22 protein-coding genes are annotated in these 23885 nt (G+C 60.7%); 14 read left to right on the forward strand and 8 right to left on the reverse strand.

Going from position 1 to position 23885, the window contains the following annotated elements:
- Nucleotides 1-17 precede the first annotated feature (17 nt).
- Nucleotides 18-2537 carry an ATP-dependent helicase HrpB gene (gene hrpB, locus ACYZUA_RS06230; RefSeq protein ID WP_461962421.1) on the forward strand — a complete coding sequence of 840 codons (2520 nt, stop codon included), beginning with the start codon at nt 18-20 and terminating at the stop codon, nt 2535-2537.
- Between the two features lie 20 nt (nt 2538-2557).
- On the opposite strand, the gene ACYZUA_RS06235 is transcribed toward hrpB, so the two are convergent.
- Nucleotides 2558-3472: a LysR substrate-binding domain-containing protein gene (locus ACYZUA_RS06235; protein WP_095130716.1), complete on the reverse strand. Its 915-nt coding sequence runs from the start codon at nt 3470-3472 to the stop codon at nt 2558-2560.
- A 225-nt stretch (nt 3473-3697) separates the two neighbouring features.
- Between ACYZUA_RS06235 and ACYZUA_RS06240 the strand changes: the two genes are divergently transcribed.
- The 5 genes from ACYZUA_RS06240 (at nt 3698) to ACYZUA_RS06260 (ending at nt 9615) form a co-directional block, all read left to right on the forward strand.
- On the forward strand, nt 3698-5191 hold the full coding sequence (locus ACYZUA_RS06240) for an aldehyde dehydrogenase (protein ID WP_461962422.1): 1494 nt from the start codon (nt 3698-3700) through the stop codon (nt 5189-5191).
- Nucleotides 5192-5222: 31 nt separating this feature from the next.
- Nucleotides 5223-6593 carry an aspartate aminotransferase family protein gene (locus ACYZUA_RS06245; RefSeq protein WP_461962423.1) on the forward strand — a complete coding sequence of 457 codons (1371 nt, stop codon included), beginning with the start codon at nt 5223-5225 and terminating at the stop codon, nt 6591-6593.
- Nucleotides 6594-6991: 398 nt separating this feature from the next.
- Complete coding sequence (locus tag ACYZUA_RS06250; protein ID WP_461962424.1) at nt 6992-7978, forward strand: ABC transporter substrate-binding protein; 987 nt, start codon at nt 6992-6994, stop codon at nt 7976-7978.
- Between the two features lie 9 nt (nt 7979-7987).
- Entirely contained in the window at nt 7988-8791 is an 804-nt protein-coding gene (locus ACYZUA_RS06255) for an ABC transporter permease (RefSeq protein WP_008149230.1), read from the forward strand.
- Nucleotides 8779-9615, forward strand: coding sequence for an ABC transporter ATP-binding protein (locus ACYZUA_RS06260; protein WP_461962425.1), 837 nt, complete (start codon nt 8779-8781; stop codon nt 9613-9615). Before ACYZUA_RS06255 ends, ACYZUA_RS06260 begins: the two co-directional genes overlap by 13 nt.
- 132 nt (nt 9616-9747) lie before the next feature.
- On the opposite strand, the gene ACYZUA_RS06265 is transcribed toward ACYZUA_RS06260, so the two are convergent.
- Both ACYZUA_RS06265 and ACYZUA_RS06270 read right to left on the reverse strand, forming a co-directional pair.
- Nucleotides 9748-10824 (reverse strand): endonuclease/exonuclease/phosphatase family protein, encoded by a 1077-nt coding sequence (locus tag ACYZUA_RS06265; RefSeq protein WP_461962426.1) that lies wholly within the window; start codon nt 10822-10824, stop codon nt 9748-9750.
- A 154-nt stretch (nt 10825-10978) separates the two neighbouring features.
- Nucleotides 10979-11653 (reverse strand): YciC family protein, encoded by a 675-nt coding sequence (locus tag ACYZUA_RS06270; protein ID WP_461962427.1) that lies wholly within the window; start codon nt 11651-11653, stop codon nt 10979-10981.
- Between the two features lie 178 nt (nt 11654-11831).
- Between ACYZUA_RS06270 and ACYZUA_RS06275 the strand changes: the two genes are divergently transcribed.
- The 3 genes from ACYZUA_RS06275 to ACYZUA_RS06285 all read left to right on the forward strand — a co-directional run bounded on the left by ACYZUA_RS06275 (nt 11832) and on the right by ACYZUA_RS06285 (nt 13838).
- Complete coding sequence (locus tag ACYZUA_RS06275) at nt 11832-12587, forward strand: DUF2076 domain-containing protein (RefSeq protein WP_461962428.1); 756 nt, start codon at nt 11832-11834, stop codon at nt 12585-12587.
- Nucleotides 12588-12724: 137 nt separating this feature from the next.
- Nucleotides 12725-13204, forward strand: a complete 480-nt coding sequence (locus ACYZUA_RS06280) for a LabA-like NYN domain-containing protein (protein ID WP_046048735.1) — start codon at nt 12725-12727, stop codon at nt 13202-13204.
- Between the two features lie 22 nt (nt 13205-13226).
- Entirely contained in the window at nt 13227-13838 is a 612-nt protein-coding gene (locus ACYZUA_RS06285) for a 3'-5' exonuclease (RefSeq protein ID WP_461962429.1), read from the forward strand.
- 116 nt (nt 13839-13954) lie between these two features.
- On the opposite strand, the gene ACYZUA_RS06290 is transcribed toward ACYZUA_RS06285, so the two are convergent.
- On the reverse strand, nt 13955-14407 hold the full coding sequence (locus ACYZUA_RS06290) for an Lrp/AsnC family transcriptional regulator (RefSeq protein ID WP_008149219.1): 453 nt from the start codon (nt 14405-14407) through the stop codon (nt 13955-13957).
- Between the two features lie 163 nt (nt 14408-14570).
- Here ACYZUA_RS06290 and yedA point away from each other — a divergent pair, with 163 nt between their 5' ends.
- Both yedA and ACYZUA_RS06300 read left to right on the forward strand, forming a co-directional pair.
- The gene (yedA, locus tag ACYZUA_RS06295; protein WP_461962430.1) at nt 14571-15497 is read left to right on the forward strand and encodes a drug/metabolite exporter YedA; all 927 of its coding nucleotides are present in this window, start codon (nt 14571-14573) and stop codon (nt 15495-15497) included.
- 78 nt (nt 15498-15575) lie between these two features.
- Nucleotides 15576-16910: a DEAD/DEAH box helicase gene (locus tag ACYZUA_RS06300; protein ID WP_461962431.1), complete on the forward strand. Its 1335-nt coding sequence runs from the start codon at nt 15576-15578 to the stop codon at nt 16908-16910.
- Between the two features lie 252 nt (nt 16911-17162).
- Here the strand turns inward: ACYZUA_RS06300 and ACYZUA_RS06305 are convergent, their stop codons facing one another.
- Nucleotides 17163-18404, reverse strand: a complete 1242-nt coding sequence (locus ACYZUA_RS06305; protein ID WP_461962432.1) for a TIGR03862 family flavoprotein — start codon at nt 18402-18404, stop codon at nt 17163-17165.
- 293 nt (nt 18405-18697) lie between these two features.
- Nucleotides 18698-19618 (reverse strand): histone deacetylase family protein, encoded by a 921-nt coding sequence (locus ACYZUA_RS06310; RefSeq protein ID WP_461962433.1) that lies wholly within the window; start codon nt 19616-19618, stop codon nt 18698-18700.
- A gap of 85 nt (nt 19619-19703) precedes the next feature.
- Here ACYZUA_RS06310 and ACYZUA_RS06315 point away from each other — a divergent pair, with 85 nt between their 5' ends.
- From ACYZUA_RS06315 to ACYZUA_RS06325, 3 genes are all read left to right on the forward strand, one after another.
- Nucleotides 19704-20273 carry a GNAT family N-acetyltransferase gene (locus ACYZUA_RS06315; RefSeq protein WP_461963896.1) on the forward strand — a complete coding sequence of 190 codons (570 nt, stop codon included), beginning with the start codon at nt 19704-19706 and terminating at the stop codon, nt 20271-20273.
- Between the two features lie 103 nt (nt 20274-20376).
- Nucleotides 20377-21246, forward strand: coding sequence for an acyl-CoA thioesterase II (gene tesB / locus ACYZUA_RS06320; RefSeq protein ID WP_008149206.1), 870 nt, complete (start codon nt 20377-20379; stop codon nt 21244-21246).
- Nucleotides 21243-21836 carry an HAD family hydrolase gene (locus tag ACYZUA_RS06325; protein WP_461962434.1) on the forward strand — a complete coding sequence of 198 codons (594 nt, stop codon included), beginning with the start codon at nt 21243-21245 and terminating at the stop codon, nt 21834-21836. Before tesB ends, ACYZUA_RS06325 begins: the two co-directional genes overlap by 4 nt.
- Before the next feature lie 122 nt (nt 21837-21958).
- Here ACYZUA_RS06325 and ACYZUA_RS06330 read toward each other — a convergent pair whose 3' ends face one another.
- Together ACYZUA_RS06330 and ypfJ are read right to left on the reverse strand one after the other, a co-directional pair.
- Nucleotides 21959-22918 (reverse strand): alpha/beta fold hydrolase, encoded by a 960-nt coding sequence (locus tag ACYZUA_RS06330; RefSeq protein WP_461962435.1) that lies wholly within the window; start codon nt 22916-22918, stop codon nt 21959-21961.
- Nucleotides 22919-23809, reverse strand: a complete 891-nt coding sequence (ypfJ, locus tag ACYZUA_RS06335; protein ID WP_461962436.1) for a KPN_02809 family neutral zinc metallopeptidase — start codon at nt 23807-23809, stop codon at nt 22919-22921. It lies immediately after the preceding gene.
- Between the last annotated feature and the right edge of the window lie 76 nt (nt 23810-23885).

Raw genomic sequence — 23885 nt, forward strand, 5'->3', positions numbered from 1 at the left:
TCTGTTTGGGAGCCAGCATGATTTCTTTGCCGATTGATGAAGTTTTACCCACCCTGCGTGAAGCCTTGGCGACACGCCACGAGGCCGTGCTCGAAGCACCGCCCGGCGCCGGTAAAACCACCCGCGTGCCGTTGGCCTTGCTCAACGAGTCCTGGTTGGCCGGGCAGACCATTCTGATGCTCGAACCGCGGCGGTTGGCCGCGCGGGCAGCAGCGGAGCGTCTGGCCAGTGAGTTGGGCGAGAAGGTCGGCGAAACCGTCGGTTATCGCATTCGTCTCGACAGCAAAGTCGGCCCCAAAACCCGTATCGAAGTGGTCACCGAAGGGATTCTGACCCGACGCTTGCAGGACGACCCGGCGCTCGAAGGCGTTGGCCTGCTGATCTTCGACGAATTCCACGAGCGCAGCCTCGACGCCGATCTGGCGTTGGCCCTGAGCCTGAATGGCCGCGAGCTGTTTCGTGACGATCAACCGCTGAAAATCCTGTTGATGTCGGCCACGCTGGAAGGCGAACGCCTGGCCGGGTTGCTCGATGACGCGCCGATCCTGCGCAGCGAAGGCCGCATGTACCCGGTGGCGATGCGCTGGGGGCGGCCGTTTCAACCGGGTGAATTCATCGAGCCGCGTTTGGTGCAGACCATCCTCGAAGCCTTGAATGATGAAACCGGCAGCGTGCTGGTGTTCCTGCCGGGGCAAGCGGAAATCCGTCGCGTGCATCAGCAACTCGCCGATGCGCTGGGCGAGAGCACACAGGTTCTGCTCTGCCCGTTGCACGGTGAATTGGATCTGTCCGCGCAACGCGCGGCGATCGATCCGGCCCCCGCCGGCAAACGCAAAGTGGTGCTGGCGACCAACATTGCCGAGACCAGCCTGACCATTGATGGCGTGCGCGTGGTGATCGACGCGGGGTTGGCGCGGGTACCGCGTTTCGACCCCGGCAGCGGCATGGCCCGCCTCGATACTCAGCGTATTTCCAAAGCCAGCGCCACTCAGCGCGCGGGCCGGGCAGGGCGGTTGGAACCGGGCGTGTGTTATCGCTTGTGGTCGCAGGATCAGCACGAACAATTGGCGGCCTACGCCAGCGCGGAAATCCTCTCGGCAGACCTTGCCGGATTAGCGTTGCAACTCGGCCGCTGGGGCGTGACGCCGGGGCAATTGGTGTGGCTCGACGTGCCGCCCGCGGCGGCTTATGCGCAGGCTCAGGACTTGCTTGAACGCCTGGGCGCATTGGACGGCGAAGCGTTGACCCGCCACGGTCAGGCGATGGCCGAACTGCCGGCGCATCCGCGTATCGCGCATTTGCTGTTGCGCGGTCAGGCGCTCGGCTTGGCCGACATGGCCTGCGATGTCGCGGCCTTGCTCGGCGAGCGAGATATTTTGCGTGGCGCCGGGGCGGATCTGCACAGCCGATTGGTGGTGTTGTCCGGCGAAGAACGCGCCGCACGCGGCGCTCAGGGTGGCGTGCAACGTGCCCGGCAACTGGCGCGGCAGTATCGCGGTTACCTGCGAGGCAAGGCGTCGGAACCGGTCAGCGATCCGGATCATCCGCGCTGGCTCGGCGCGCTGTTGGCGTTGGCCTATCCCGATCGAGTTGCCCAACAGCGGCGGGCCGGTGGCGCGGAGTATCGCCTGGCCAACGGTCGCGCAGCACTGTTCGCCGAAGCTGACAGTTTGATGAAGCAGCCGTGGCTGGTGGTCGCCGATCTCGGCAGTCGTCAGGGCCAGCGTGAAGAACGGATTTATCTGGCGGCGGATTTCGATCCGGCGCTGTTCGACTCAGTGTTGGCCGAACAGGTGCGCTGCGTCGATCAACTGGATTGGGACGAGCGTGAAGGCGTATTGCGCGCGGAGCGTCAGCGTAAGGTCGGTGAGTTGATCCTCAGCCGTGAACCCCTGACCGGACTCGATGAGACTGCTCGCAGCCAGGCGCTGGTGAATCTGGTACGACGTAAAGGTCTGGAGCTGTTGCCGTGGACTCCGGAGCTGCGTCAGTGGCAGGCGCGAGTGGCGTTGCTGCGACAGCTGGACCTCAGCAGTAAAGATCAGAGTGAATGGCCGGATGTCAGCGATGCTGCATTGCTCAAAAGCCTCGAACATTGGCTGATGCCGTATCTGGGCAAAGTCTCGCGGCTCAGTCACTTCGCCAATCTGGACCTCTCGAGCATCGTCCACAACCTGTTGCCATGGCCGCTGCCGCAAAGGCTCGATGAGTTGGCGCCGCATCATTTGAGCGTGCCGTCCGGTTCGTCGATTCGTCTGGATTACAGCGAGCAACCGCCGATTTTGGCGGTGCGGTTGCAGGAGTTGTTCGGTCTGGCCGAGACCCCACGGATTGCCGGTGGCCGGCAAGTGGTCAAACTGCATTTGCTGTCCCCGGCGCGCCGGCCGGTGCAGGTGACCCAGGATCTGGCCAACTTCTGGCGCAGCACGTATGCCGAGGTGAAGAAGGATTTAAAGGGGCGGTATCCGAAGCACTACTGGCCGGATGATCCGCTGGTGGCCGAGGCGACGGCGCGTATCAAGCCGCGTAAAAGCTGAAGATCTTTTGACGTTGATGTTCAAGAGGCTGCCTTCGCGGTGAGCTGCTCCCGACAATAGTCGGCAAACAACTGCGCCGGTTTGGTCAACTGTCCGCGCTTGAGCCACGCCGCCACCAGCCCTGAGCCGGTGACGTCTTCGACGATGTCCACGCACACCACTTTCTGGCCGTCATAGGTGCATTCCGAATGCGGCCGGGTGACCAGGATCGAGAAGCCGAACCCTTGCCCGACCATGCCCCGGACCATCTCGATCGACGGTGAGCTGAAGGCAATGTTCGGCGTCAGTCCCAACTCTTCGAACAGGCTGACGAAGTAGGTCCGGCTCGGTTGCACGTCCAGCAGAATCATTGGCTCCAGGCACAGATCGCGCAGCGACACTTGCTTGAGCTGAGCAAAGCGATGATCCGCCGGCAACAACGCATAAGGTCGCTGCGCCGGCATCAGGGGTTCGGTCTGGATGGTGGCGTCGAGGTCGTGCTCATACAGGATCGCCAGGTCGAAGGTGCCCGAGGTCAGGCCTTGCACCAACTCTTGTTGCTCGCCGTCGCGGATGCGGATTTTCACCCCCGGGTACAGCGCCGAGAACCCGGCAATCAACTGCGGCAGGTACAGCGGCGCGACCGTTTCGAAGCAACCAATATCGATTTGCCCGGCCACCACATCGTTGTCGGCGAGGGCGTTCTGTTCGAACTCCTTGGCCATGCGCAGCAGTTCCTGGGCCTTGCGGTAGAAGCGTGCGCCGCTGGGCGTCAAGGACACGCCCTGGGCGTGATGACGGATCAGCAGTTGCACGCCGAAGCTGTCTTCCAGGCCTTTGATCGCCGTGGAAATCGCCGGCTGGGCGATGTACAGCTTGCGCGACGCCTCGGCGACGCTGCCGCATTCGACGGTGGTGATGAAGTACTTCAATTGACGCAGGTTGTAGGCAGCCACGGCAAACCTCGGGGTGGATGATTTCGACATCCAGGCAATTTTCGCGCCGACTGCATCCGTTCTGACGACGGTGTTGTTGTGCCTGAACAATAACCACATACCGCGCCACCGGGGAGATCGACTGCCCAGTTTTTTCATGGTCTGCGAAGACATTTTTACTATTTTTCCTGGACACAGGCCTGGGCCACCATCCAATCCACAAGAAAGCCCATGGAGCATCTGAACGTGTTCGAGCTTACATTCTGGCAAAACAAAGCCGCTACGCTGCGGTTTCCCGATCAAGCCGTGATCGACGGCAAACCCCTTGCGGCGCAGTCGGGGCAGACCTTCGCGGCGATCAACCCCGCCACCGGCCAGTGCCTGGCCAACGTGGCCGCGTGCGGCGATGAAGACGTGGACGCCGCGGTGCGCAATGCGCGGCAAGTGTTCGAGGCCGGCACCTGGTCGGCGCGTTCGCCGAATGAGCGCAAGCAAGTGCTGTTGCGCCTGGCCGATCTGATCATGACCCATCGCGAAGAACTGGCGCTGCTCGATTCGCTGAACATGGGCAAACCGGTGATGGACGCCTACAACATCGACGTGCCGGGCGCCGCCGGGGTGTTTCGCTGGTACGCCGAAAGCCTCGATAAACTCTACGACCAGATCGCCCCCAGCGCGCAGAACGTATTGGCGACGATCACCCGCGAAGCGTTGGGCGTAGTTGCTGCCGTGGTGCCCTGGAATTTCCCGCTGGACATGGCTGCCTGGAAACTCGCACCCGCGCTGGCGGCGGGCAATTCGGTGATCCTCAAACCCGCCGAGCAGTCACCGTTTTCCGCCCTGCGTCTGGCCGAGCTGGCGCTGGAAGCCGGCCTGCCAGCAGGCGTGTTGAACGTGCTGCCGGGGCTCGGCGAGCAGACCGGCAAAGCCCTCGGTCTGCACCCTGACGTCGATTGCCTGGTGTTCACCGGGTCCACCGAAGTCGGCAAATATTTCATGCAGTACTCGGCGCAATCGAACCTGAAACAGGTGTGGCTGGAGTGCGGCGGCAAGAGCGCCAATCTGGTGTTTGCGGATTGTCAGGACCTGGATCTGGCCGCCGAGAAAGCCGCGTTCGGGATCTTCTTCAATCAGGGTGAAGTCTGCTCGGCCAACTCGCGGTTGCTGGTGCAGCGTTCGATTCATGACGAGTTCGTCGAGCGCCTCAAGGCGCACGCTGAATGCTGGCAACCGGGCGATCCGGTGGACCCGTCGAGCCGCGCCGGGGCGATTGTCGACAGCCGCCAGACCGCGCGCATCATGACGTTCATCCAGCAGGCAGAACGCCAAGGCGCAACGAAACTTTGTGGTGGTCGACAGTCGATTTTCAACGGCTCCGACAACTTCATTCAGCCGACGATTTTCACCGGCGTGACGCCGGACATGCCGCTGTTTCGCGATGAAGTGTTCGGCCCGGTGTTGGCGGTCACGGCGTTCGATGACGAGGCCCACGCCTTGCAATTGGCCAACGACAGCGTCTACGGTTTGGCCGCGTCGCTGTGGACCGACGACCTCAATCGCGCCCACCGCGTGGCGCGGCAATTGCGGGCGGGCACGGTGTCGGTCAACAGCGTCGATGCGCTGGACGTGACCGTGCCTTTCGGGGGCGGCAAGCAATCCGGTTTCGGCCGCGACCTGTCGCTGCATTCATTCGATAAATACACCCAGTTGAAGACCACCTGGTTTCAGCTGCGCTCATAACAGCCGCTAATAACAAAACGGAGAACTGGCGATGACCACACCACGTGAAACCCGCGACTACCAGGCCGCCGATGCTGCGCACCACATCCACGCATTCGTCGATCAGAAAGCGCTCAACGATGAAGGACCTCGGGTGATGGTTCGTGGCGAGCGCCTGCACCTGTGGGACAGCGATGGTCGGCGTTACCTCGACGGCATGTCCGGGCTGTGGTGCACCAACCTCGGTTACGGGCGCAAGGACCTGGCCGCTGCCGCGACTCGGCAGCTGGAGCAATTGCCGTACTACAACATGTTTTTCCACACCACCCACCCGCAGGTGATCGAGCTGTCAGAGCTGCTGTTCAGCCTGTTGCCGGGGCACTACAGCCACGCGATCTACACCAACTCCGGCTCCGAGGCCAACGAGGTGCTGATCCGCACCGTGCGCCGTTACTGGACGATCCTTGGCAAGCCCGAGAAGAAAGTCATGATCGGTCGCTGGAACGGTTATCACGGCTCGACTCTGGCAGCGACGGCGCTCGGTGGCATGAAGTTCATGCACGAAATGGGCGGCATGATTCCGGACATCGAACACATCGATGAACCGTACTTTTTCGCCCACGAGGGCAACCTGACCCCGGCAGAATTTGGCCTGCGGGCGGCGCAGCAACTCGAAGCGAAGATTCTCGAACTGGGCGCGGACAAGGTCGCCGGGTTTATCGCCGAGCCGTTCCAGGGCGCTGGCGGGATGATCTTTCCACCTGAGAGTTACTGGCCGGAAATTCAGCGGATCTGCCGCAAGTACGATGTGCTGTTGTGCGCTGACGAAGTGATCGGCGGCTTCGGTCGCACCGGCGAATGGTTCGCCCACGAGCACTTCGGTTTCGAGCCGGACACGTTGTCCATCGCCAAGGGTTTGACCTCGGGTTACATCCCCATGGGCGGCCTGATTCTGTCGAAGAAAATGGCTCAGGTGCTGGTGGAGCAGGGCGGGGTGTTTGCCCACGGCTTGACCTACTCCGGGCACCCGGTGGCAGCGGCGGTGGCCATCGCCAACCTCACGGCATTGCGTGATGAAGGGGTGGTGACGCGGGTCAAGGATGACATCGGGCCGTACCTGCAACAGTGCTTGCGCGAGGTGTTCGGCAAGCACCCGTTGGTGGGCGATATTCAGGGTGTCGGCATGGTGGCGGCGCTGCAATTGGCTGAAGACAAAACCAGTCGCAAGCGCTTTGCCAATGAGAACGACATTGCCTGGCGCTGCCGCACGATTGGCTTTGAAGAGGGAGTGATTATTCGCTCGACACTGGGGCGGATGATCATGGCGCCGGCGTTGATTGCCAGCCGTGAAGAGGTGGATGAACTGGTCGGCAAAACCCTGAAAGCTATCGATCGTACGGCGCAGGAATACGGCCGGCTCTGAGATTGTCTGAAGGTCCTGCGGACCTTATCGCGGGCAAGCCTTGCTCCTACAGGTGATGTGTTGAACGCAAATTTTGCGGTCGACACAACACCTGTAGGAGCAAGGCTTGCCCGCGATTGCGTTAGCCCATTCAACACACTTCTAACCTTTTGCACCCATCCCGTGCGTCCCCGTCAACCCCGCCCTTTCGCAGCGCGCACTACCCAGTTTTTTCATCACTCCCATCGACATATTTCCTATTTTTCCTAATCCCCGCCTTGGGCCAACATCGACCTCGCCAGTCAGCCAAACGCTGCTCGCCGAAAGGTCCATCAGAGACCTCAGGTGGCAGCACTTCTCCAAGGCGGCTGGCCGTACTGCCCATGACAAAACTAAATCAACAGCTTTGGGAGTGCTCCATGATCAAGTCCTTGCTGAACTGCATCACTCATCCACTGGCGGTCACCGCCATCGCCGCGACGGTCGCCACCAGCGCCCAGGCCGGCACCCTCTCTATCGGCCACACCACGTGGGTCGGTTACGGCACGCTCTACCTGGCTCGGGACCTGGGCTATTTCAAGGAAAACGGTTTGACCGTCGAATTGCCCGTCGTCGAAGAAGCTTCGATGTACATGGCCGCGCAAGCCTCGGGTGAATTGTCGGGCTCGGCGTCGACCATCGACGAAGTGCTCAAGTACCGCCCGCAATTCTGCTTCAAGGCTGTAGCTGCACTGGACGACAGCCATGGTGGCGACGGTGTTCTGGTCGGCAAGGACGTCAAGAGTCTGCAGGAGCTAAAAGGCAAAGCCGTGGCGGTGAACGAAGGTTCGACCTCGCAGTTCTGGCTGTCTTACCTGCTGAAAAAACACGGTATGAAAATGAGCGACATCACCGTGCAGAACATGACGGCCGACGATGCCGCCACTGCGTTCATCGCCGGTCGCGTGCCAGCCGCGGTGACCTGGGAGCCGCATCTGTCGATGGTTCGCAACAAGCAACAAGGCAAGGTGCTGATCGACAGCAGCAGTACACCGGGAGTGATTGTCGACGTGGTCGCGCTCAACTGCACGGTCATCGACAAGCAACCGGAAGACGTCAAGGCATTGGTGGCCGGTCTGTACAAAGCGGTTCAGTACACCAAGGACCATCCAGAAGAAGCCTACAAAATCATGGCCAAAGGCGTCGGCGGTTACCTCGCCGATCCGAAGGAACTGGCCGCAGCTGCGCAAGGCGTGCGCTTCTACGATCAGGCCATGAGCGAAAAACTCCTCGGCTCGCCGGGCAAACCGGGCGACAGCGAACGGCTGATCAAACTGGCCAACGAGACCGCCAGTGAATTGCAGGGCAAACCCTACAACGTCAGCAATGACGACCTGATCGACAACCGCTTCGTCAGCCCGCTCTAGGAGGTTTGCATGTTCAAGCGCAATTCATGGCTGAGCCGCTGCATCACGCCCAAGACCGGTTTGCCGGTGTCGGTGATCTGGAGCGCGAGCGGTCTGGCCTGGGTGTTGTTGGTCGGCCTATGGGCCGGGTTGTCTTATGGCGGCGTGGTGCCGGGCATGTTCTTGCCGACACCGGGCGCGGTGGTTGAGGCCGCCGTCCGCCTGAGCCGCGATGGCACGCTCGGCCTGCACGTGTGGGCCAGCCTCGAAGTGGTGATGGTCGGTTTCATCGTGTCGTCGCTGGTGGCGGTGCCGCTGGGGTTGCTGATGGGCAGCTTCCGTATCGTTCAGGCGTTCCTTGAACCGATGGTCAATTTCATCCGCTACCTGCCGGTAACTTCGTTCGTGCCGCTGTTCATTCTGTGGATCGGCATCGGTCTGGAGCAGCGGGTCTCGGTGATCATCTTCGGCGTGTTCTTCCAGCAACTGGTGATGATCGCTGACGTGTCCAAAGGCATCTCCAAAGACCTGATCAACGCCTCTTACACGTTGGGTTCGAACCGTCGCGATGCGGTGCTGCATGTGATCGCCCCGGCGTCGTTGCCGGGTGTGCTCGACACCTTGCGCGTGACCATGGGCTGGGCCTGGACTTACCTGGTGGTTGCCGAGTTGGTCGCGGCTTCCAGTGGTCTGGGTTACTTGAGCCTTAAAGCCATGCGCGGCTTTCAGGTGGATGTGATTTTCCTGGCCATCGCGATCATCGGCCTGCTGGGCCTGGTCACCGATCAACTGTTCCGTTTTCTCCGTCTGAGGATCGCCGCATGGGCTCAGTAAGCGCCGTCAACCCTCGTTTCGTCACGCCACAAGCAGTCCCGGTGCATGCCGCGCCAAGACTGCAAGTGGACAAGGTCAGCCTTCGCTATCAAAAGCCCGACGGTGGTGTGTTCACCGCGCTGGATAAGGTGTCGTTTGAAGTGCCGGATCAGCAATTCGCCGTGCTGGTGGGGCCGTCGGGCTGTGGCAAGTCGAGTTTGCTGTACCTCACCGCCGGATTGAACGAGCCCACCGAAGGCGAGATCTACGTCGGTGGCCAGCAAGTTCAAGGGCCGGGTGCGGATCGCGGCATGGTGTTCCAGAGCTACACGCTGTTCCCGTGGCTGACCGTGCGGCAGAACGTCGAGTTCGGCCTCAAACGTCGCGGCATGGCGGCCGCTCAGCGCAAGGAAATCGTCGATTACTACGTCAATGAAGTCGGCCTGACCGGGTTTGCCGACAACTACGCCAAGCAGCTGTCCGGCGGCATGATGCAGCGTGTGGCCATTGCTCGGGCGCTGGCCAACGATCCGCAAATCCTGCTGATGGACGAGCCCTTCGGCGCGCTCGACAGCCAGACGCGTCTGCAAATGCAGCAACTGTTGTTGCGGGTCTGGGGTAACAGCAAGAAGACCGTGTTGTTCGTGACCCACGATATCGACGAGGCGATTCTGCTGGGCGACCGGGTCTACGTGATGGGCGCGCGGCCGGGTCGGATCAAGCAGATTCTGGACGTGCCGATCGAACGCCCACGGACCCTGGACATGGTCATGGAGCGCTCGTTCATCGACATGAAGCGCAAGATCTTCGGGCTATTGCACGACGAGCTGGAGGAAGAGCATTGAGATGCACCCAATACCTGTAGGAGCCGAGCTTGCTCGCGATGAGGCCGGGACATTCAGCATTGATGTTGGCTGACACACCGCTATCGTCGGAGCGCCGCCCGGAGCAAGCTCGGCTCCTACAGGTTCCAGTTGTTAAGGAGTTGCAGGCAGCAGGAAACGGGCAATCACCGGCAAGTGATCGGAGATTCGCAAGGTGTCGTCCTGTCTCACCGTTGCCTCGACCCGTTTGATCCGCGGACTGTAGAACAGGTAGTCGACAGTTCGGTCCGGGCCGTTCAAGCCCGGATCATTCGGGTAATGGGTCAACCACCGCGCCCGGTCGATGCCGCTGGCTTCGTTGTTGGTCGGGATCATCGGGTATTTGTCCCACAGCACATGCAGCGCGCTGTCGGCGGAGTAGGGCGTACGTTGCTGGTCGGGCAGGCGTCGATATTGCCCGAGCGGCAACAGGTTGAAGTCCCCTCCGATCAACCACGGCGTGCCGCGGCTTTCGAACTTGTCGAGGACTTTGACCATGGCTGTCACCTGAGATTGCAGCGTTTCGTCTGTCGAAGTAACGCGGTCCAGATGGGTGTTGAGCACCGCAATCTGACCGCCGCCGCTCAACGGCAGATACGAGACCAACAAGGCGTTTTTCGGTTTGAACTGGCGGGAGATGAAATTGGCCGGTCCGACCGGTAATTGCAGGCGTTCGGCATGTTCGATCTGGTAGCGGCTGAGGGTGGCCAGCTGCCGGCCGACGCTGCCAAAGATGTGCGGCTCAGGCACAAAATCGGCTTTCCAGTCGAAGGCGTGAGCGCTGCACGGATACAAGTCCGCGACTCGCTCCTGAAGCAGCTTGAACTGGTTTTGGTAATCGCTGGCCTTGGCGCCTTCATCGAGCTCCTGCAACAGCACGACATCCGGTTGCTCGTCGCGGATCACCCGCGCCACTTCATCGAGGCTGAAGGCCATGTCTTCGGGCGTAGGTTTTTCGTCATTGCCGCCCGCCAGGTCATTCCAGAACACGTAGCGTTTTCCCGCCAGGTACTGGACGTTCCAGGTCATCACCTTCAGCGCCTGACCGGGCACCAGCGTCGGTGCCTGGGCGTTGCAACTGACCGGTAAGGCTTCCTTGGCTTCGGGGCGCCAGGTCAGGTTGTAGATCAGGGCAATCAGGCCGGTCACGGTCAACAGGCCCAGCAGGGTGTAGCGCAGTAGACGGGTCATGGCTCGGCTTATAGCGTTACAAAAGTTGACCCCGAGCATAACCGAGCGTCGGGTTTAATCCCAAGAGTGAAACGGCCTGCACATCAATTGGCCGAAACGAGTTCCCTTTGTAGCAGCAGGCTTCGCCAGCTGCTACAAGTTGCGCGTCGTCTAGTCAGAGCGGGCCGTCAATTTTCTCGGGCACATCGTCGATCAGCATGAACAAGCGGAACAGCACCACGCTGACGAACAGTTGCAGGAAGCTCTGAGCGCTGTCGATCAGCAGGGAAATCACCGGGTTCTGCGGTTCGGGATAGACCGCAAGGGTCGCGCCCTTAAGCACCCACAACGGGCCCATCACACAGAGAATGCACACCAGAATGCGCAGGAAGTTGCCGCGGGTCAGGCGCAGGCTTTCCTTCATTGCCGCCAATGGTGAGAAGCCCCGCAACACCAGCAGGTACTCGCCAAACGCCAGGGTCACCATCAGCCAGATGCCCGGCAGGAAATACAGCGACAGGCCGATCAGAATCAGCAGGGTGTTGAGGGCGGTGAGCAAAGCGAAGCGCGGCCACAGGTAGGCGGCCCTCGCCAGCAGGTCGCGATTGCGCGGCGTTTCGCCACGACTGCGGGCATCGAGAAACAGGATCAGCGCGGCGGTGTACAGCGGATAAACCAGCAAACCGACCATCACGCTGATACCGGGAAAGCTGTCCGGCTCGGTGGAGTGATCGACCATTTGTTGCACCAGCGCTTCGAAGATCACCAGCGGCAGGCACAGCCGCACGATCTGGCCCAGATTGCGCTTGAAGAAATATAGAGAGTCACGCAGCACATCTAACGAATTCATCAGTCGGTATCGCAGGTTGAAAGCAGTGGCCCACTTTAACCGATGAAGCGCTTTGGGGCGCAAACGTAAACGTTCGGTAAAGACCATTGAAACATCCTGTATCAGCCTCCATTACGGATGAGCACCTTATCCACAGTGGACAAGGGCGACGATATTCCCGGCAATCTACGAGGTCGCCATGAACAGCGAAGAACAAACCCTGATCGATGGACTGTTTTCCCGGCTGCAACAGGCCGAAACGGACTCAGCCCCGCGCGACGCCCAGGCCGAGGTGCGGATCAAGGAACACCTGACTCGCCAGCCTGCGGCGGGCTATTTCATGACCCAGGCGATTCTGGTGCAAGAGGCAGCCATCAAGAGCCTCGACGAACAGAACAAACAGCTCGCCCAACAAGTCCAGCAATTGCAGGCCGAACTGCAATCGGCCAAGGCTCAGCCGGCTGCTGCGGCGCCGAGCAGCGGTGGCTTCTTGTCGAGCATCTTTGGTGGCGGTTCCCGTGATCCGCAGCCAGCGCCGACCCAAAGCGCACCGGCATCGAGCGGTGGCGGCTGGCGTGAACCGGCGCGGTCGTCGTTCAACTCGCAGCCACCTCAGCAAAACTTCGGTGCAGCGCCGCCTCAGCAGAATTACGCGCCGCAACAGCCTGTCGGCGGCAGCTTCCTCGGTGGTGCGCTGAAAACCGCCGCTGGTGTGGCCGGTGGCGTGATGCTGGCGCAAGGCATCAGCAGCCTGTTCCATCAAAATCAGCAGCCGGAAGTAGCTGAAGTGATCAAGGAAGAACCGGCTCAGGTCAACGATCAGAGCGGTGACAACGGCTCGGGCGAAGATCTGCGCGTGGCTGACAACTCCAATGACCAGGGCGGTTTTACCGACGCCGACTACAGCGATGACAGCTCATCGTTCTTCGGCGGCGACGACGATTCCTTCGTCTGATACGCCATTCGTCCGGAGCGCTGCGGCGCTTCGGGCCGATTATTCGCGGAACAATCCTTCAGGCTGGCATACTGGGCAACTTTTCGGGCCTGGTGCCTGATCCTGCCCGCGCTCCGGCGCGCCAACGAGGATGACCGGTGAAAAAAATCGCAGTGTTCGCCGATGTCCAGAACCTCTATTACACCGTGCGTCAGGCCTATGGTTGCCATTTCAACTATGCCGCGCTGTGGGCTGATATCAGCAAGCAGGGCGATATCGTCGAGGCCTATGCCTACGCCATCGATCGCGGCGACAGCAAACAGCAGCAATTCCAGCAGATCCTGCGCAACCTCGGCTTCGTCGTGAAGCTCAAGCCCTACATCCAGCGCAGCGATGGCTCGGCCAAGGGCGACTGGGACGTGGGCATCACCCTCGACATCATGGACGCCGCCGATCATGTCGACGAAGTGGTGCTGGCCTCCGGTGACGGTGATTTCGACATGTTGCTGGAGCGCATCATCACCAAGCACGGGGTGCAAGCCGTGGCCTACGGCGTGCCGGGCCTGACGGCCAACTCGCTGATCCGCGCCGCCAGCCGCTACGTGCCGATCGAAGGCGCGTTGCTGCTCAAGAATTGATTTTTACGGAGTTGAAACAGGTTTGGAACGCATAGCAGTCATCGACTTTGAAACCACCGGGATCTCCCCGAGCAGCAGCTGCCGGGCCACGGAAATTGCCGTGGTGATCCTTGAACAGGGGCGCATTGTCGAGCGTTACCAAAGCCTGATGAATGCCGGCGTGCGCGTCCCGGCCTTTATCGAACAACTCACCGGCATCAGCAACGCCATGCTGCGCACCGCGCCATCGGCCGAGCAGGTGATGAACGAAGTCAACGAATTCGTCGGCATCACACCGCTGCTGGCCCACAACGCCGCGTTCGACCAGAAGTTCTGGGACTTTGAGCTGGGGCGTATCAAACGCACACGCTTGCAGAACTTTGCCTGCTCGCTGCTACTCGCCCGCCGTTTGATGCCCGCTGCGCCGAACCACAAGCTCGGCACGCTTACCACGTACGCCAAATTGCCTCACACCGGTCAGGCTCACCGGGCCATGGCCGATGCGGAAATGGCCGCCAACCTGACGGCGCATTTGGCCCAGGAACTGCGGCAAAAGCACGGGTTGCGGGAGTTGTCCCATGATCTGCTGGTCAGCTTGCAGAAAGTGCCGGCGGCGAAAGTAGGCGAACATCTCAAACGCTATCGCGGGTTCTAAGACCCACCACAAATCCCCTGTAGGAGCTGAGCTTGCTCGCGATGACGGTTTAACAGTCAACATTGATGGTGACTGACACGCCGCCATCGCGAGCAAGCTCAGCTCCTACAGGAGAACTATTTGCCATTCCCCTCCAGCTGTCCCAGCGGCACGCGCTTCTCGATGGCGCTCGACAGCACAATCGACGTCTTGCTGAACCCGAACTTGGCGATCCGGTTGATCAACTCTTCCAGCTCCGGCATCGAACCCACCGCAGCCTGCATGATCACGCACGGATCACCCGTCACCCGATGGCACTCGGTCAGTTGTGGGATTTTGATCAGGTCGTCGTAGGCCTTCTGATTACCGTGCTGGTTCAGGCGCAGTTCGATGACGCACTGGATCGGCAATCCAAGCTTGGCCATGTCGACTTTCGCCTGATAACCCGTGATGACCCCGCAGGCTTCCAGTTTGGCGACGCGCTCGGCCACGGCCGGAGCGGACAGGTTCACTTTGCGCGCTAGGTCGGCGTAGGACGCACGACCGTTTTCCAACAGGGCGCTGAGGAGCATGCGGTCGTATTTATCCATCGTCGGATTCCTGAAAAATGACTGACTTTCGAAAACACGGTTTATAGCGGTGATCTCCGTGTTTTGAAAAGTGTACCGGCGCTATAAACAGGTTTTGTAACTTATTTTACGCCGCTGGCCTTTCTAGAATAGCTGTTCACTTGTCTTGCCTACGAGCTACCCCATGCCTGGCTTACGTCGTTTTCCCTTACCGTTGATCGCTGCCTTTTTCGCCTTGTACGTGATTTGGGGCTCGACTTACCTGGTGATTCGCATCGGCGTTGAGTACTGGCCGCCGTTGCTGCTCGCCGGTATCCGCTTCGTGATCGCCGGGACGTTGATGTACGCGTTCCTGCGTTGGCGCGGGGCTCCGGCACCGACCTGGGCGCAGTGGAAAGCCGCCGGGATCATCGGGGTTTTGCTGCTGGCGTGCGGTAACGGCGGGGTGAGCGTGGCCGAACACATGGGTGTCGCCTCGGGTGTGGCTGCGTTGGCGGTGGCGACGGTGCCGCTGTTTACCTTGCTCTGCGGATACTTCTGGGGCGCGCGTAATACCCGTCTCGAATGGGCCGGGATTGTGCTCGGGCTGATCGGCATTGCCATGCTCAACCTCGGTTCCAACTTGCAATCGAGCCCGTTGGGTGCCGCGTTGCTGATATTCGCCGCCGCTTCCTGGGCATTCGGTTCGGTGTGGAGCAAACACTTGCCGCTGCCTCAGGGCGCGATGGCCAGCGCTGTGGAAATGCTCATGGGCGGCGTGGTCCTGTTGATCGGCAGTGCATTGAGCGGTGAGCATCTGGAGGCCATGCCGCCGATCGAAGGTTGGGCGGCCCTGGCCTATCTGACTTTCTTTGGTTCGATCATCGCTTTCAACGCCTACATGTATCTGTTGAAAAACGTGCGGCCGGCGGCGGCCACCAGCTATGCCTACGTCAACCCTGCGGTGGCGGTGTTGCTGGGGATCGTGTTTGTCGGCGAGACCATCGGGATCGAAGAAGCGCTGGCCATGTTGGTGATCATCAGCGCCGTGGTGTTGATCGGTTTGCCGCAGTGGCGCCGGGCTCCGGTACGACCTGCTGCCGTGGTGCAGACAGAATCGAGCGTGAATTAGGGTAAACTGCGCGCCATTGCATCTTGTTTTGCACACTTGTTTTGAAAAACCCGCGCTGAATTTTCCTACGGTAATCCCATGACTTTCGCCTCCCTTGGCCTGATCGAACCCTTGCTGCGCTCTCTCGAGACGCTCGGCTACCAGACCCCGACGCCGGTTCAGGCGCAAGCCATTCCGGCGGTGCTGGCCGGTCGCGACCTGATGGCCGCCGCCCAGACCGGGACGGGCAAGACCGCCGGCTTCGCGCTGCCGCTCCTGCAATTGCTGGCCATGGAAGGGCCGAAAGTGGTGTCTAACTCGGTGCGCGCACTGATCCTGGTGCCGACCCGCGAACTGGCCGAACAGGTTCACGAAGCCGTGCGTCAGTACGCCGAGAACCTGCCGTTGAGCACTTACGCGGTGTACGGCGGCGTCAGCATCAACCCGCAAATGATGAAGCTGCGCAAGGGGGTTGACGTGCTGGTGGCGACGCCGGGTCGTTTGCTCGACCTGTATCGCCAGAAGGCCCTCAAGTTCAATCAGTTGCAAACCCTGATTCTGGACGAAGCCGATCGCATGCTTGATCTGGGTTTCTCCGAGGAACTGGGGAATATCTACCGCGTGCTGCCCAAGCAACGTCAGACGCTATTGTTCTCCGCGACGTTCTCCGACGCGATCCGCTTGCTGGCCGGGCAAATGCTCAACGATCCACTGAGCATTGAAGTCAGCCCGCGCAACGTGGCTGCCAACACCGTCAAGCAATGGGTGGTGACGGTCGACAAGAAGCGCAAGCCGGAGCTGTTCATCCATTTGCTGCGCAAGGGCAAGTGGAAGCAGGTGCTGGTGTTCGCCAAGACCCGTAATGGCGTGGACGCGCTGGTGGAAAAACTCCAGGGCCTTGGCGTCAATGCCGATGGCATCCACGGCGACAAACCTCAAGCAACCCGTCAGCGTGCGCTGGACCGTTTCAAGGCCAGTGAAGTGCAGATTCTTGTGGCCACCGACGTTGCGGCCCGTGGTCTGGATATCGAAGATTTGCCACTGGTGGTCAATTTCGACCTGCCGATCGTGGCGGAGGACTACATCCACCGGATCGGTCGTACCGGTCGCGCGGGAGCAACCGGGCAGGCGATTTCGCTAGTCTGCGCTGATGAAGTGAATCTGCTGTCGGCCATCGAGACGTTGACCCGTCAGACATTGCCTCGCCAGATGGAGCATGATTTCGAGCCTGAGCACCGGGTGCCGGATACCGATGCCAGCGGTCAGGTGGTCAAGAAGCCGAAAAAACCGAAGAAGCCGAAGACTTCCGGTGGCGGTAAACGCAACCTGGGTAAATGGGTCGAGAGTGGGGATGCTTCGGCGCCGGAGCCTTCGATCAAGCCTGTGCGGAAGGTGCCGGTGTTTAATACTGGACCGCGTAAGAAGAAGCCTTGATGGTGTGATCGGCTTGAGATCCAGCCCCTCACCCTAACCCTCTCCCCAAGGGGCGAGGGGACTGACCCAGTTGTTCTTTCGAGCTACATCGACCTGAGAAATCGAGTCGAACTCAGGTTTGAAAAGCATGGGGATCTGCTCCCTTTCCCCCTCTCCCCACTGGGGCGGTCCGACGTTTCGGGAGGGATGGGCGGGCGGCGCTCCGATGAGGGGTGGATATTGAAGGCTGTAGAAGTACGTGTGGCCAACAAATCACGCCATTCGCTTCAACCACTCCACCATCCCCAACCCTGCCGCTCGCCCACTGGCGAAACAAGCCGTCAGCAGATAGCCGCCCGTCGGCGCTTCCCAATCCAGCATTTCCCCCGCGCAAAACACGCCAGGCAGTTGCTTGAGCATCAAACGCTCATCCATCGACTCGAACATCACGCCACCCGCAGTGCTGATGGCCTCGTCCAGTGGACGGGTTTTCACCAGTGTCAGTGGCAGCGCTTTGATCGCTTTGGCCAGCAGCGCCGGATCAGTGAAGCATTCCGCCGGAGTGAGTTCGCGCAGCAACGCCGCTTTCACACCATCGACCCCGAGCTGGCTGTGCAGGTGTTTAGCCATGGAGCGTGAACCGCGCGGTTTGCTCAGCGCTGCCTGAACTTTATCCACAGGCTTACCCGGCAACAGGTCGAGATGAATGCTCGCCGAGCCGTGCAGGTTGATAGCTTCGCGGATCGGCGCCGACAAGGCGTAGATCAAACTGCCTTCAATCCCGGTTGCCGTGATCACACATTCCCCGAGCCGCGGCACGTCGTCATTGAGGCCGATGGCGATGTTTTTCAGCGGTGCGCCAGCGAATTTGCTGACCATCAACTCGCTCCAGGCCTGCACCTCAAAGCCGCAATTACTCGGTTGCAGCGGCGCGAGTCCTACGCCGCGTTGTTCCAGTGGCAGCATCCAGGCGCCGTCCGAGCCGAGCCGCGACCAGCTGCCGCCACCCAGGGCCAGCAAGGTTGCGTCAGGCTTGACGGTTTTTTCGCCTTCGGGGCTGTCGATACGCAATCCACCGCTGTCATCCCAGCCGAGCCAGCGGTGACGGGTGTGGATAACAACGCCGCTGTCTCGCAGACGTTTGAGCCAGGCGCGCAACAGAGGGGCGGCTTTCATGTCTGTAGGAAAGACTCGGCCGGAACTGCCGACAAAGGTTTCGATGCCCAGGTCATGAATCCATTGGCACAGCGCATCAGCGCCAAATGACCGCAATAGCGGCGCAATCTGCGGCGCGCGTTCGGCGTAGCGTGAGAGAAATGCCGGGTAGGCTTCGGAATGGGTGATGTTCATGCCTCCCACACCGGCCAGCAGGAATTTTCGCCCCACCGAAGGCATGCCGTCGTACAGATCGACCTTGATCCCCGCCTGGCTCAGCACTTCGGCCGCCATCAAACCGGCGGGGCCGCCGCCGATGATGGCAACGTGAGAAGAGGAAGTTGTCGAAGGCTGAGTCATGGAGTGCGCTGCGGTTTGGTGGAATAAGCCGGGCATTCTACCAGCCCAGTCCGCTGTGGGAGCGAGCCTGCTCGCGAAAGCGGCGGGTCAGTCGACATCAATGTTGATTGTTAAATCGCTATCGTCGGAACGCCGCCCGGAGCAGGCTCGCTCCCACAGGGATGATTGATGCTTTTGAATGTGGTTAAAAAATAACCACCGAGTTGTAACCTATGCCCCTCATGGTCTGTAGGACCTTTCACTCAGGTTATCCACAGGCAGTTCCACAGGCATTGTGGGTAAAGACTCACACCTCAATGACAACCTGATGACTGCCAGACCCGTTGCGCGCTGTGATGCAGGATCCCATGACGGCGCGCCAGCGCCTGGCGGTCCTTGCTGTAGCCGCCGCCGATCACCCCGACCACTGGAATATCCCGGCCCAGGCAATGGCGCATAACACTTTCATCCCTGGCGGCGACGCCTTCGTCTGTCAGCTTCAGGTAGCCGAGCGCGTCATCTTTATGCACATCGACGCCAGCGTCGTACAACACCAGGTCAGGTTGGTAGAGCGGCAGCAAATAATTCAGCGCATCGTCCACCACCTTCAGGTAATCGGCGTCGCCCATGCCTTTGGGCAGTGGAATGTCCCAGTCACTTTCGGCTTTGCGTGCAGGAAAGTTCTTTTCGCAATGCAGGGAAACGGTCACCGCTTCCGGGGTGTTGTGCAGGATCCGTGCAGTCCCGTCGCCCTGATGCACATCGCAGTCGAAGATCAGCACCCGATTCACACGACCGCTTTCCAGCAGGAAATGGCTGATCACGGCCAGGTCATTGAAGATGCAGAACCCGGCGGGATGGTCGTAATGCGCGTGATGAGTGCCGCCGGCCAAGTGACAGGCCAAACCATGTTCCAGCGCCTGTTCGGCGGCCAGCAGCGAGCCGCCAACCGCACGTACTGTGCGTCGGGCCAGGGCTTCGCTCCACGGCAGGCCGAGGCGTCGCTGGTCTTCGCGGGACAACTCGCCGCTCATGTAGCGTTCGATATACGCAGGGTCATGTGCGAGGGCGAGAATCTCTGGCGGGCAGAGGTCGGGGCGCAGCAGGTCGGCGTCGCGGGTCAGTCCGCTGTCCACCAGGTGATCGCGCAGCAGGCGAAACTTGTCCATGGGGAAGCGGTGATCCGCCGGGAACTCGGGACTGTAGTCTTCGTGGTAGATCAAGGGCAGGGGCATGGCTGATTTATACAGGACGGTCGGCAGGAATGAGTGAAGGATCCTACCAGCGATGTAGACTTGCGGCATGGGAACGGGGGGCATGATGGAACCGATACTGGAACTCGAGAGCGCGCGACTGCTGTTGCGGCAGTGGCGCGATGACGATTTGCCGGAGTTTGCGGCGATGTGCGCCGATCCACAGGTGATGCGATATTTCCCGGCGCCCTTGAGTCGGCTGGAAAGTGCCTCGCTGATCGGACGGATTCGTGGCCATTTTGCCGAGCATGGTTTCGGTCTCTGGGCGCTGGAACGCAAGGACACCGGGGCATTTATCGGTTTTACCGGACTCGCAGAGGTCGGCTTCGACGCGCGTTTTACCCCGGCCACCGAAATCGGCTGGCGCCTGGCCCGCGAGCACTGGGGCCTTGGCTACGCCAGTGAAGCGGCGTGGACCGCTCTGCGCTGCGGGTTTGACCGGTTGGCGCTGAAAGAGGTCGTGTCCTTCACCACCGAAACCAACACGCCGTCGCAGAAAGTCATGCAGGCAATCGGCATGCACCATGATTCAGCCGATGATTTCGACCACCCGATGCTCGCGGACGATCATCCCCTGCGTCACCATGCGCTGTACCGCATCACCCGTGAACAATGGCTGCAAACCTTGCATGGATAAGCCGGCACGGACGTTTACAATGGCTCCCGTGGGCCCTGGCCAGAAATTGAATCGACCGTCGCAGCCAAGACTGCGCGGCATGCGTTGTGTGAGGAGAGTCTGAATGAGCCAAGTGTTGGATGATCTGGTTGACCTGCTGACCCTGGAACCAATCGAAGAAAACCTGTTCCGTGGCCGCAGCCAGGACCTGGGTTTTCGTCAGCTGTTCGGTGGTCAGGTGATTGGTCAGTCCCTGTCGGCGGCCAGTCAGACGGTCGAAGAAGCGCGCCACGTGCATTCGATGCACGGCTATTTCCTGCGTCCCGGCGATTCCGCGTTGCCTGTGGTTTATCAGGTTGATCGGGTGCGCGACGGTGGCAGTTTCAGCACGCGTCGAGTGACGGCGATCCAGAAGGGCAACCCGATTTTCACCTGCAGTGCGTCGTTCCAGTACGACGAAGAAGGCTTCCAGCATCAGGCCGAGATGCCGGTTGTGGTCGGCCCGGAGAACCTGCCGTCGGAGCTGGAACTCACTCAGCAGCGCGCACACCTGATCCCCGAGCACATGCGCGAAAAATTTCTGTGCCCGAAACCGATCGAGTTCCGCCCGATCACTGAGAAAGATCCGTACAACCCGCAGCCGTCCGATCCGATCAAATACGTCTGGTTTCGCGCCGACGGTGCCTTGGCCGACTCCCCGGCGCTGCATAAATACCTGCTGGCCTACGCCTCGGATTTCGGCCTGCTGACCACGTCGATGCAGCCCCATGGCAAATCGGTCTGGCAGAAAGACATGCAGGTCGCCAGCCTCGATCACGCGCTGTGGTTCCATCAGGATCTACGTGCCGATGACTGGTTGCTCTACGCGATGGACAGCCCTTGGGCGGGCAACTCGCGCGGTTTCTCCCGTGGCAGCGTGTTCAACCGCGCCGGGCAACTGGTGGCGTCGGTCACTCAGGAAGGTTTGATTCGTCACCGCAAGGATTGGGCATGAGCCTGGCTGAGGTGCGGCACTGGGTGTTCGACATGGACGGCACCCTGACGGTGGCCGTGCATGACTTCGCGGCGATCCGCGTGGCGTTGGCGATTCCTGCCGAACACGACATCCTGACCCACCTCGCCGCGCTGCCGGCCGATGAAGCCGCCGCCAAACATGCGTGGTTGCTGGAACACGAACGAGACCTGGCGCTCGGTTCGAAAGCGGCGCCGGGCGCGGTAGAACTGGTGCGTGAGCTGGCCGGGCGCGGTTATCGCCTGGGCATTCTCACGCGCAATGCTCGCGAACTGGCGCACGTCACGCTGGAGGCGATCGGCCTGGCCGACTGCTTCGCGGTGGAGGATGTGCTGGGCCGCGATGAAGCACCGCCAAAACCGCATCCCGGTGGTTTGTTGAAGTTGGCCCAGGCGTGGAATGTCCCCGCCAGTGAGATGGTGATGGTCGGTGACTACCGCTTTGATCTGGATTGCGGTCGGGCGGCAGGGGCGCGGACGGTGTTGGTGAACCTGCCGGATAATCCCTGGCCGGAATTGACCGATTGGCATGCCGCGGATTGCGTGGTGTTGCGGGAAATGTTGTCGGCTTGAGGGCCCCTTCGCGGGCAAGCCTTGCTCCTACGGGATTGTAGTGTGCACGCGATTGCACTTACACCGCGGACCCGTAGGAGCAAGGCTTGCCCGCGATGGCGTCAGGTCAGACGCCTCACAACTCACTGACCGAACAACGCCTTCTGCCCCTGCGGCGAGTTAAACATCCCATCCCCGTCATGCCCGACCCCGGGCACTTCAATCAGTTGCTGATTCAAACCTTGAGGCTGCAGCCGCTTCAGATAAGCAAAATAATAGCGCCCTCGAGCCAATCGATTGGTTCCCTGTGCTTGGGCCTCACAGCTTTTATCCAGCGCCGGCTGCTTCGGGTCGTTGTCCTGCTGCCCGAGTAGGTAAACGACATCGCGTCTGACGTAGTTTTCCTTCAACTGCTTGGCGGTTTGCCCTTCGGCATAGGCGGGCAAATTCGCCAGTCCATATTTCCAGCGATTGAAATTCGGGCAACCGGCGTGGCTGAACGCCACTGGCCGTCGTTCATCGAAGTACGCATAAGACGACGGGTTGGCAATGACGTAACGCACCTGAATGTCGGCGGCCTTGAGCGCTGGCTGATCGTGGCCCAGCAACGCGTATCGCTGCACCACCTGAGCGCCACCGGAATGGCCGGCGATGACAATCTGCTTCACATCCGGAAACTGTTTTCGATCGCCGATTCGGGTGATGATTTCGTCGAGCGCCGCGTAGGAGCTCATGGAAAACGGAGCGGTGGATAAACCGCCCGCCATCCAGTCATTGCCCTGCCAGCGCAATACGCTGTCAGCCACGGGATGGGCCGCGACGTCGGTTTCATTGAGAAATTGTGGGGCGAGCACCAAGGTGCTCGCGCTTTGCCCGGCCTGTTCGGCCGCGTGCATGGCGCTCTGGCGATAGGTGTCGGCATTGCGCAATCGACCATGGATGATGATCAGCACGCGTTCGATTTTTTTCGGCGCCGGACCGATGCCCACCGCGATTTCACCTGCGGTCAGCAGCAGGCGTCCGGGGCTGACTTCCTTGACCGCATGCTCGGCAGCCTGGGCGCTTGCGCAGGTAATCAGTAGAGCTAACAGCCACTTGTTCATTTATAGGTTTTTCGCTGCAAAGGTATCGCACTGGCCGACCTGGCCTTGCGCGAATCCGATTTTGAACCAGCGCACCCTTTGCGCCGACGTACCATGAGTAAACGAGTCCGGCACCACGCGTCCCTGACCCTGCTGTTGCAAGCGGTCATCGCCGATGGCATTGGCGGCGTTCAAGGCTTCTTCGATGTCACCGGGTTCCAGCCAGTTCAGCCGTTTCTGCGCATTGTTGGCCCAGACTCCGGCCAGGCAATCGGCCTGCAGTTCCTGGCGTACCAGCAAACCACTGTCGCCTTCCATCTGACGGCCCTGTTGGCGGGCGGTCTGAATCTTCGCCGAAACACCGAGCAAGGTCTGCACATGGTGTCCGATTTCGTGAGCGATCACGTAGGCCTGAGCGAAGTCGCCTGCGGCGGAAAAACGTTGGGACATTTCCTGGAAGAAACTCATGTCCAGGTAGACCTTCTGGTCCGCCGGGCAATAGAACGGACCGGTCGCCGATGTCGCCAGGCCGCAAGCCGAATTGACGCGGTTGCTGAACAGCACCAGGGTCGGGTCCTTATATTGACGACTGGCCTGCTGGAAAATCTGACGCCAGGTGTCTTCGGTATCGCCGAGGATCGAGCGCACGAACTCGGCTCCTTCATCAGTGGCCGGCGGTGCCTTGCGAGTTTGAGTCGGTGCCGGTGCCGTCTGCTCGCTCATCTGACCGGTCAGTTGCCCGAGGATTTGCAGCGGGTCCTGGCCGGTGATCCAGCCGATCCCGACGATCAAGATAATCGCCGTCAGGCTCAGGCCCTTGCCGCCACCAAAGCGCATTCCGCCACCGCCGCCGACACTATCACCACGGGCATCGACCACGTTGTCGCTGCGTCGGCCTTTTTTCCATAGCATGTGGGAATCCTCTGATTGTCCGTGGGGATGAGTGTTGCTGCTGAGTGGGAGCGGCGCCAGTCCGGTCGTCCATCTT

It is taken from the genome of Pseudomonas sp. LS2P72, assembly GCF_054897865.1.

Excerpts from the sequence above, each read along its gene's own strand:
- ACYZUA_RS06260 (WP_461962425.1), top strand. The coding sequence starts at position 8,779 with ATGGGCTCAGTAAGCGCCGTCAACCCTCGTTTCGTCACGCCACAAGCA.
- ACYZUA_RS06325 (WP_461962434.1), top strand. The coding sequence starts at position 21,243 with ATGAGCCTGGCTGAGGTGCGGCACTGGGTGTTCGACATGGACGGCACC.
- ACYZUA_RS06305 (WP_461962432.1), bottom strand. The coding sequence starts at position 18,404 with ATGACTCAGCCTTCGACAACTTCCTCTTCTCACGTTGCCATCATCGGC.
- ACYZUA_RS06290 (WP_008149219.1), bottom strand. The coding sequence starts at position 14,407 with ATGGATAAATACGACCGCATGCTCCTCAGCGCCCTGTTGGAAAACGGT.
- ACYZUA_RS06255 (WP_008149230.1), top strand. The coding sequence starts at position 7,988 with ATGTTCAAGCGCAATTCATGGCTGAGCCGCTGCATCACGCCCAAGACC.
- ypfJ (WP_461962436.1), bottom strand. The coding sequence starts at position 23,809 with ATGCTATGGAAAAAAGGCCGACGCAGCGACAACGTGGTCGATGCCCGT.
- ACYZUA_RS06275 (WP_461962428.1), top strand. The coding sequence starts at position 11,832 with ATGAACAGCGAAGAACAAACCCTGATCGATGGACTGTTTTCCCGGCTG.
- ACYZUA_RS06300 (WP_461962431.1), top strand. The coding sequence starts at position 15,576 with ATGACTTTCGCCTCCCTTGGCCTGATCGAACCCTTGCTGCGCTCTCTC.
- ACYZUA_RS06310 (WP_461962433.1), bottom strand. The coding sequence starts at position 19,618 with ATGCCCCTGCCCTTGATCTACCACGAAGACTACAGTCCCGAGTTCCCG.
- tesB (WP_008149206.1), top strand. The coding sequence starts at position 20,377 with ATGAGCCAAGTGTTGGATGATCTGGTTGACCTGCTGACCCTGGAACCA.
- ACYZUA_RS06250 (WP_461962424.1), top strand. The coding sequence starts at position 6,992 with ATGATCAAGTCCTTGCTGAACTGCATCACTCATCCACTGGCGGTCACC.
- ACYZUA_RS06315 (WP_461963896.1), top strand. The coding sequence starts at position 19,704 with ATGGAACCGATACTGGAACTCGAGAGCGCGCGACTGCTGTTGCGGCAG.
- yedA (WP_461962430.1), top strand. The coding sequence starts at position 14,571 with ATGCCTGGCTTACGTCGTTTTCCCTTACCGTTGATCGCTGCCTTTTTC.
- ACYZUA_RS06245 (WP_461962423.1), top strand. The coding sequence starts at position 5,223 with ATGACCACACCACGTGAAACCCGCGACTACCAGGCCGCCGATGCTGCG.
- ACYZUA_RS06265 (WP_461962426.1), bottom strand. The coding sequence starts at position 10,824 with ATGACCCGTCTACTGCGCTACACCCTGCTGGGCCTGTTGACCGTGACC.
- ACYZUA_RS06330 (WP_461962435.1), bottom strand. The coding sequence starts at position 22,918 with ATGAACAAGTGGCTGTTAGCTCTACTGATTACCTGCGCAAGCGCCCAG.
- hrpB (WP_461962421.1), top strand. The coding sequence starts at position 18 with ATGATTTCTTTGCCGATTGATGAAGTTTTACCCACCCTGCGTGAAGCC.
- ACYZUA_RS06270 (WP_461962427.1), bottom strand. The coding sequence starts at position 11,653 with ATGAATTCGTTAGATGTGCTGCGTGACTCTCTATATTTCTTCAAGCGC.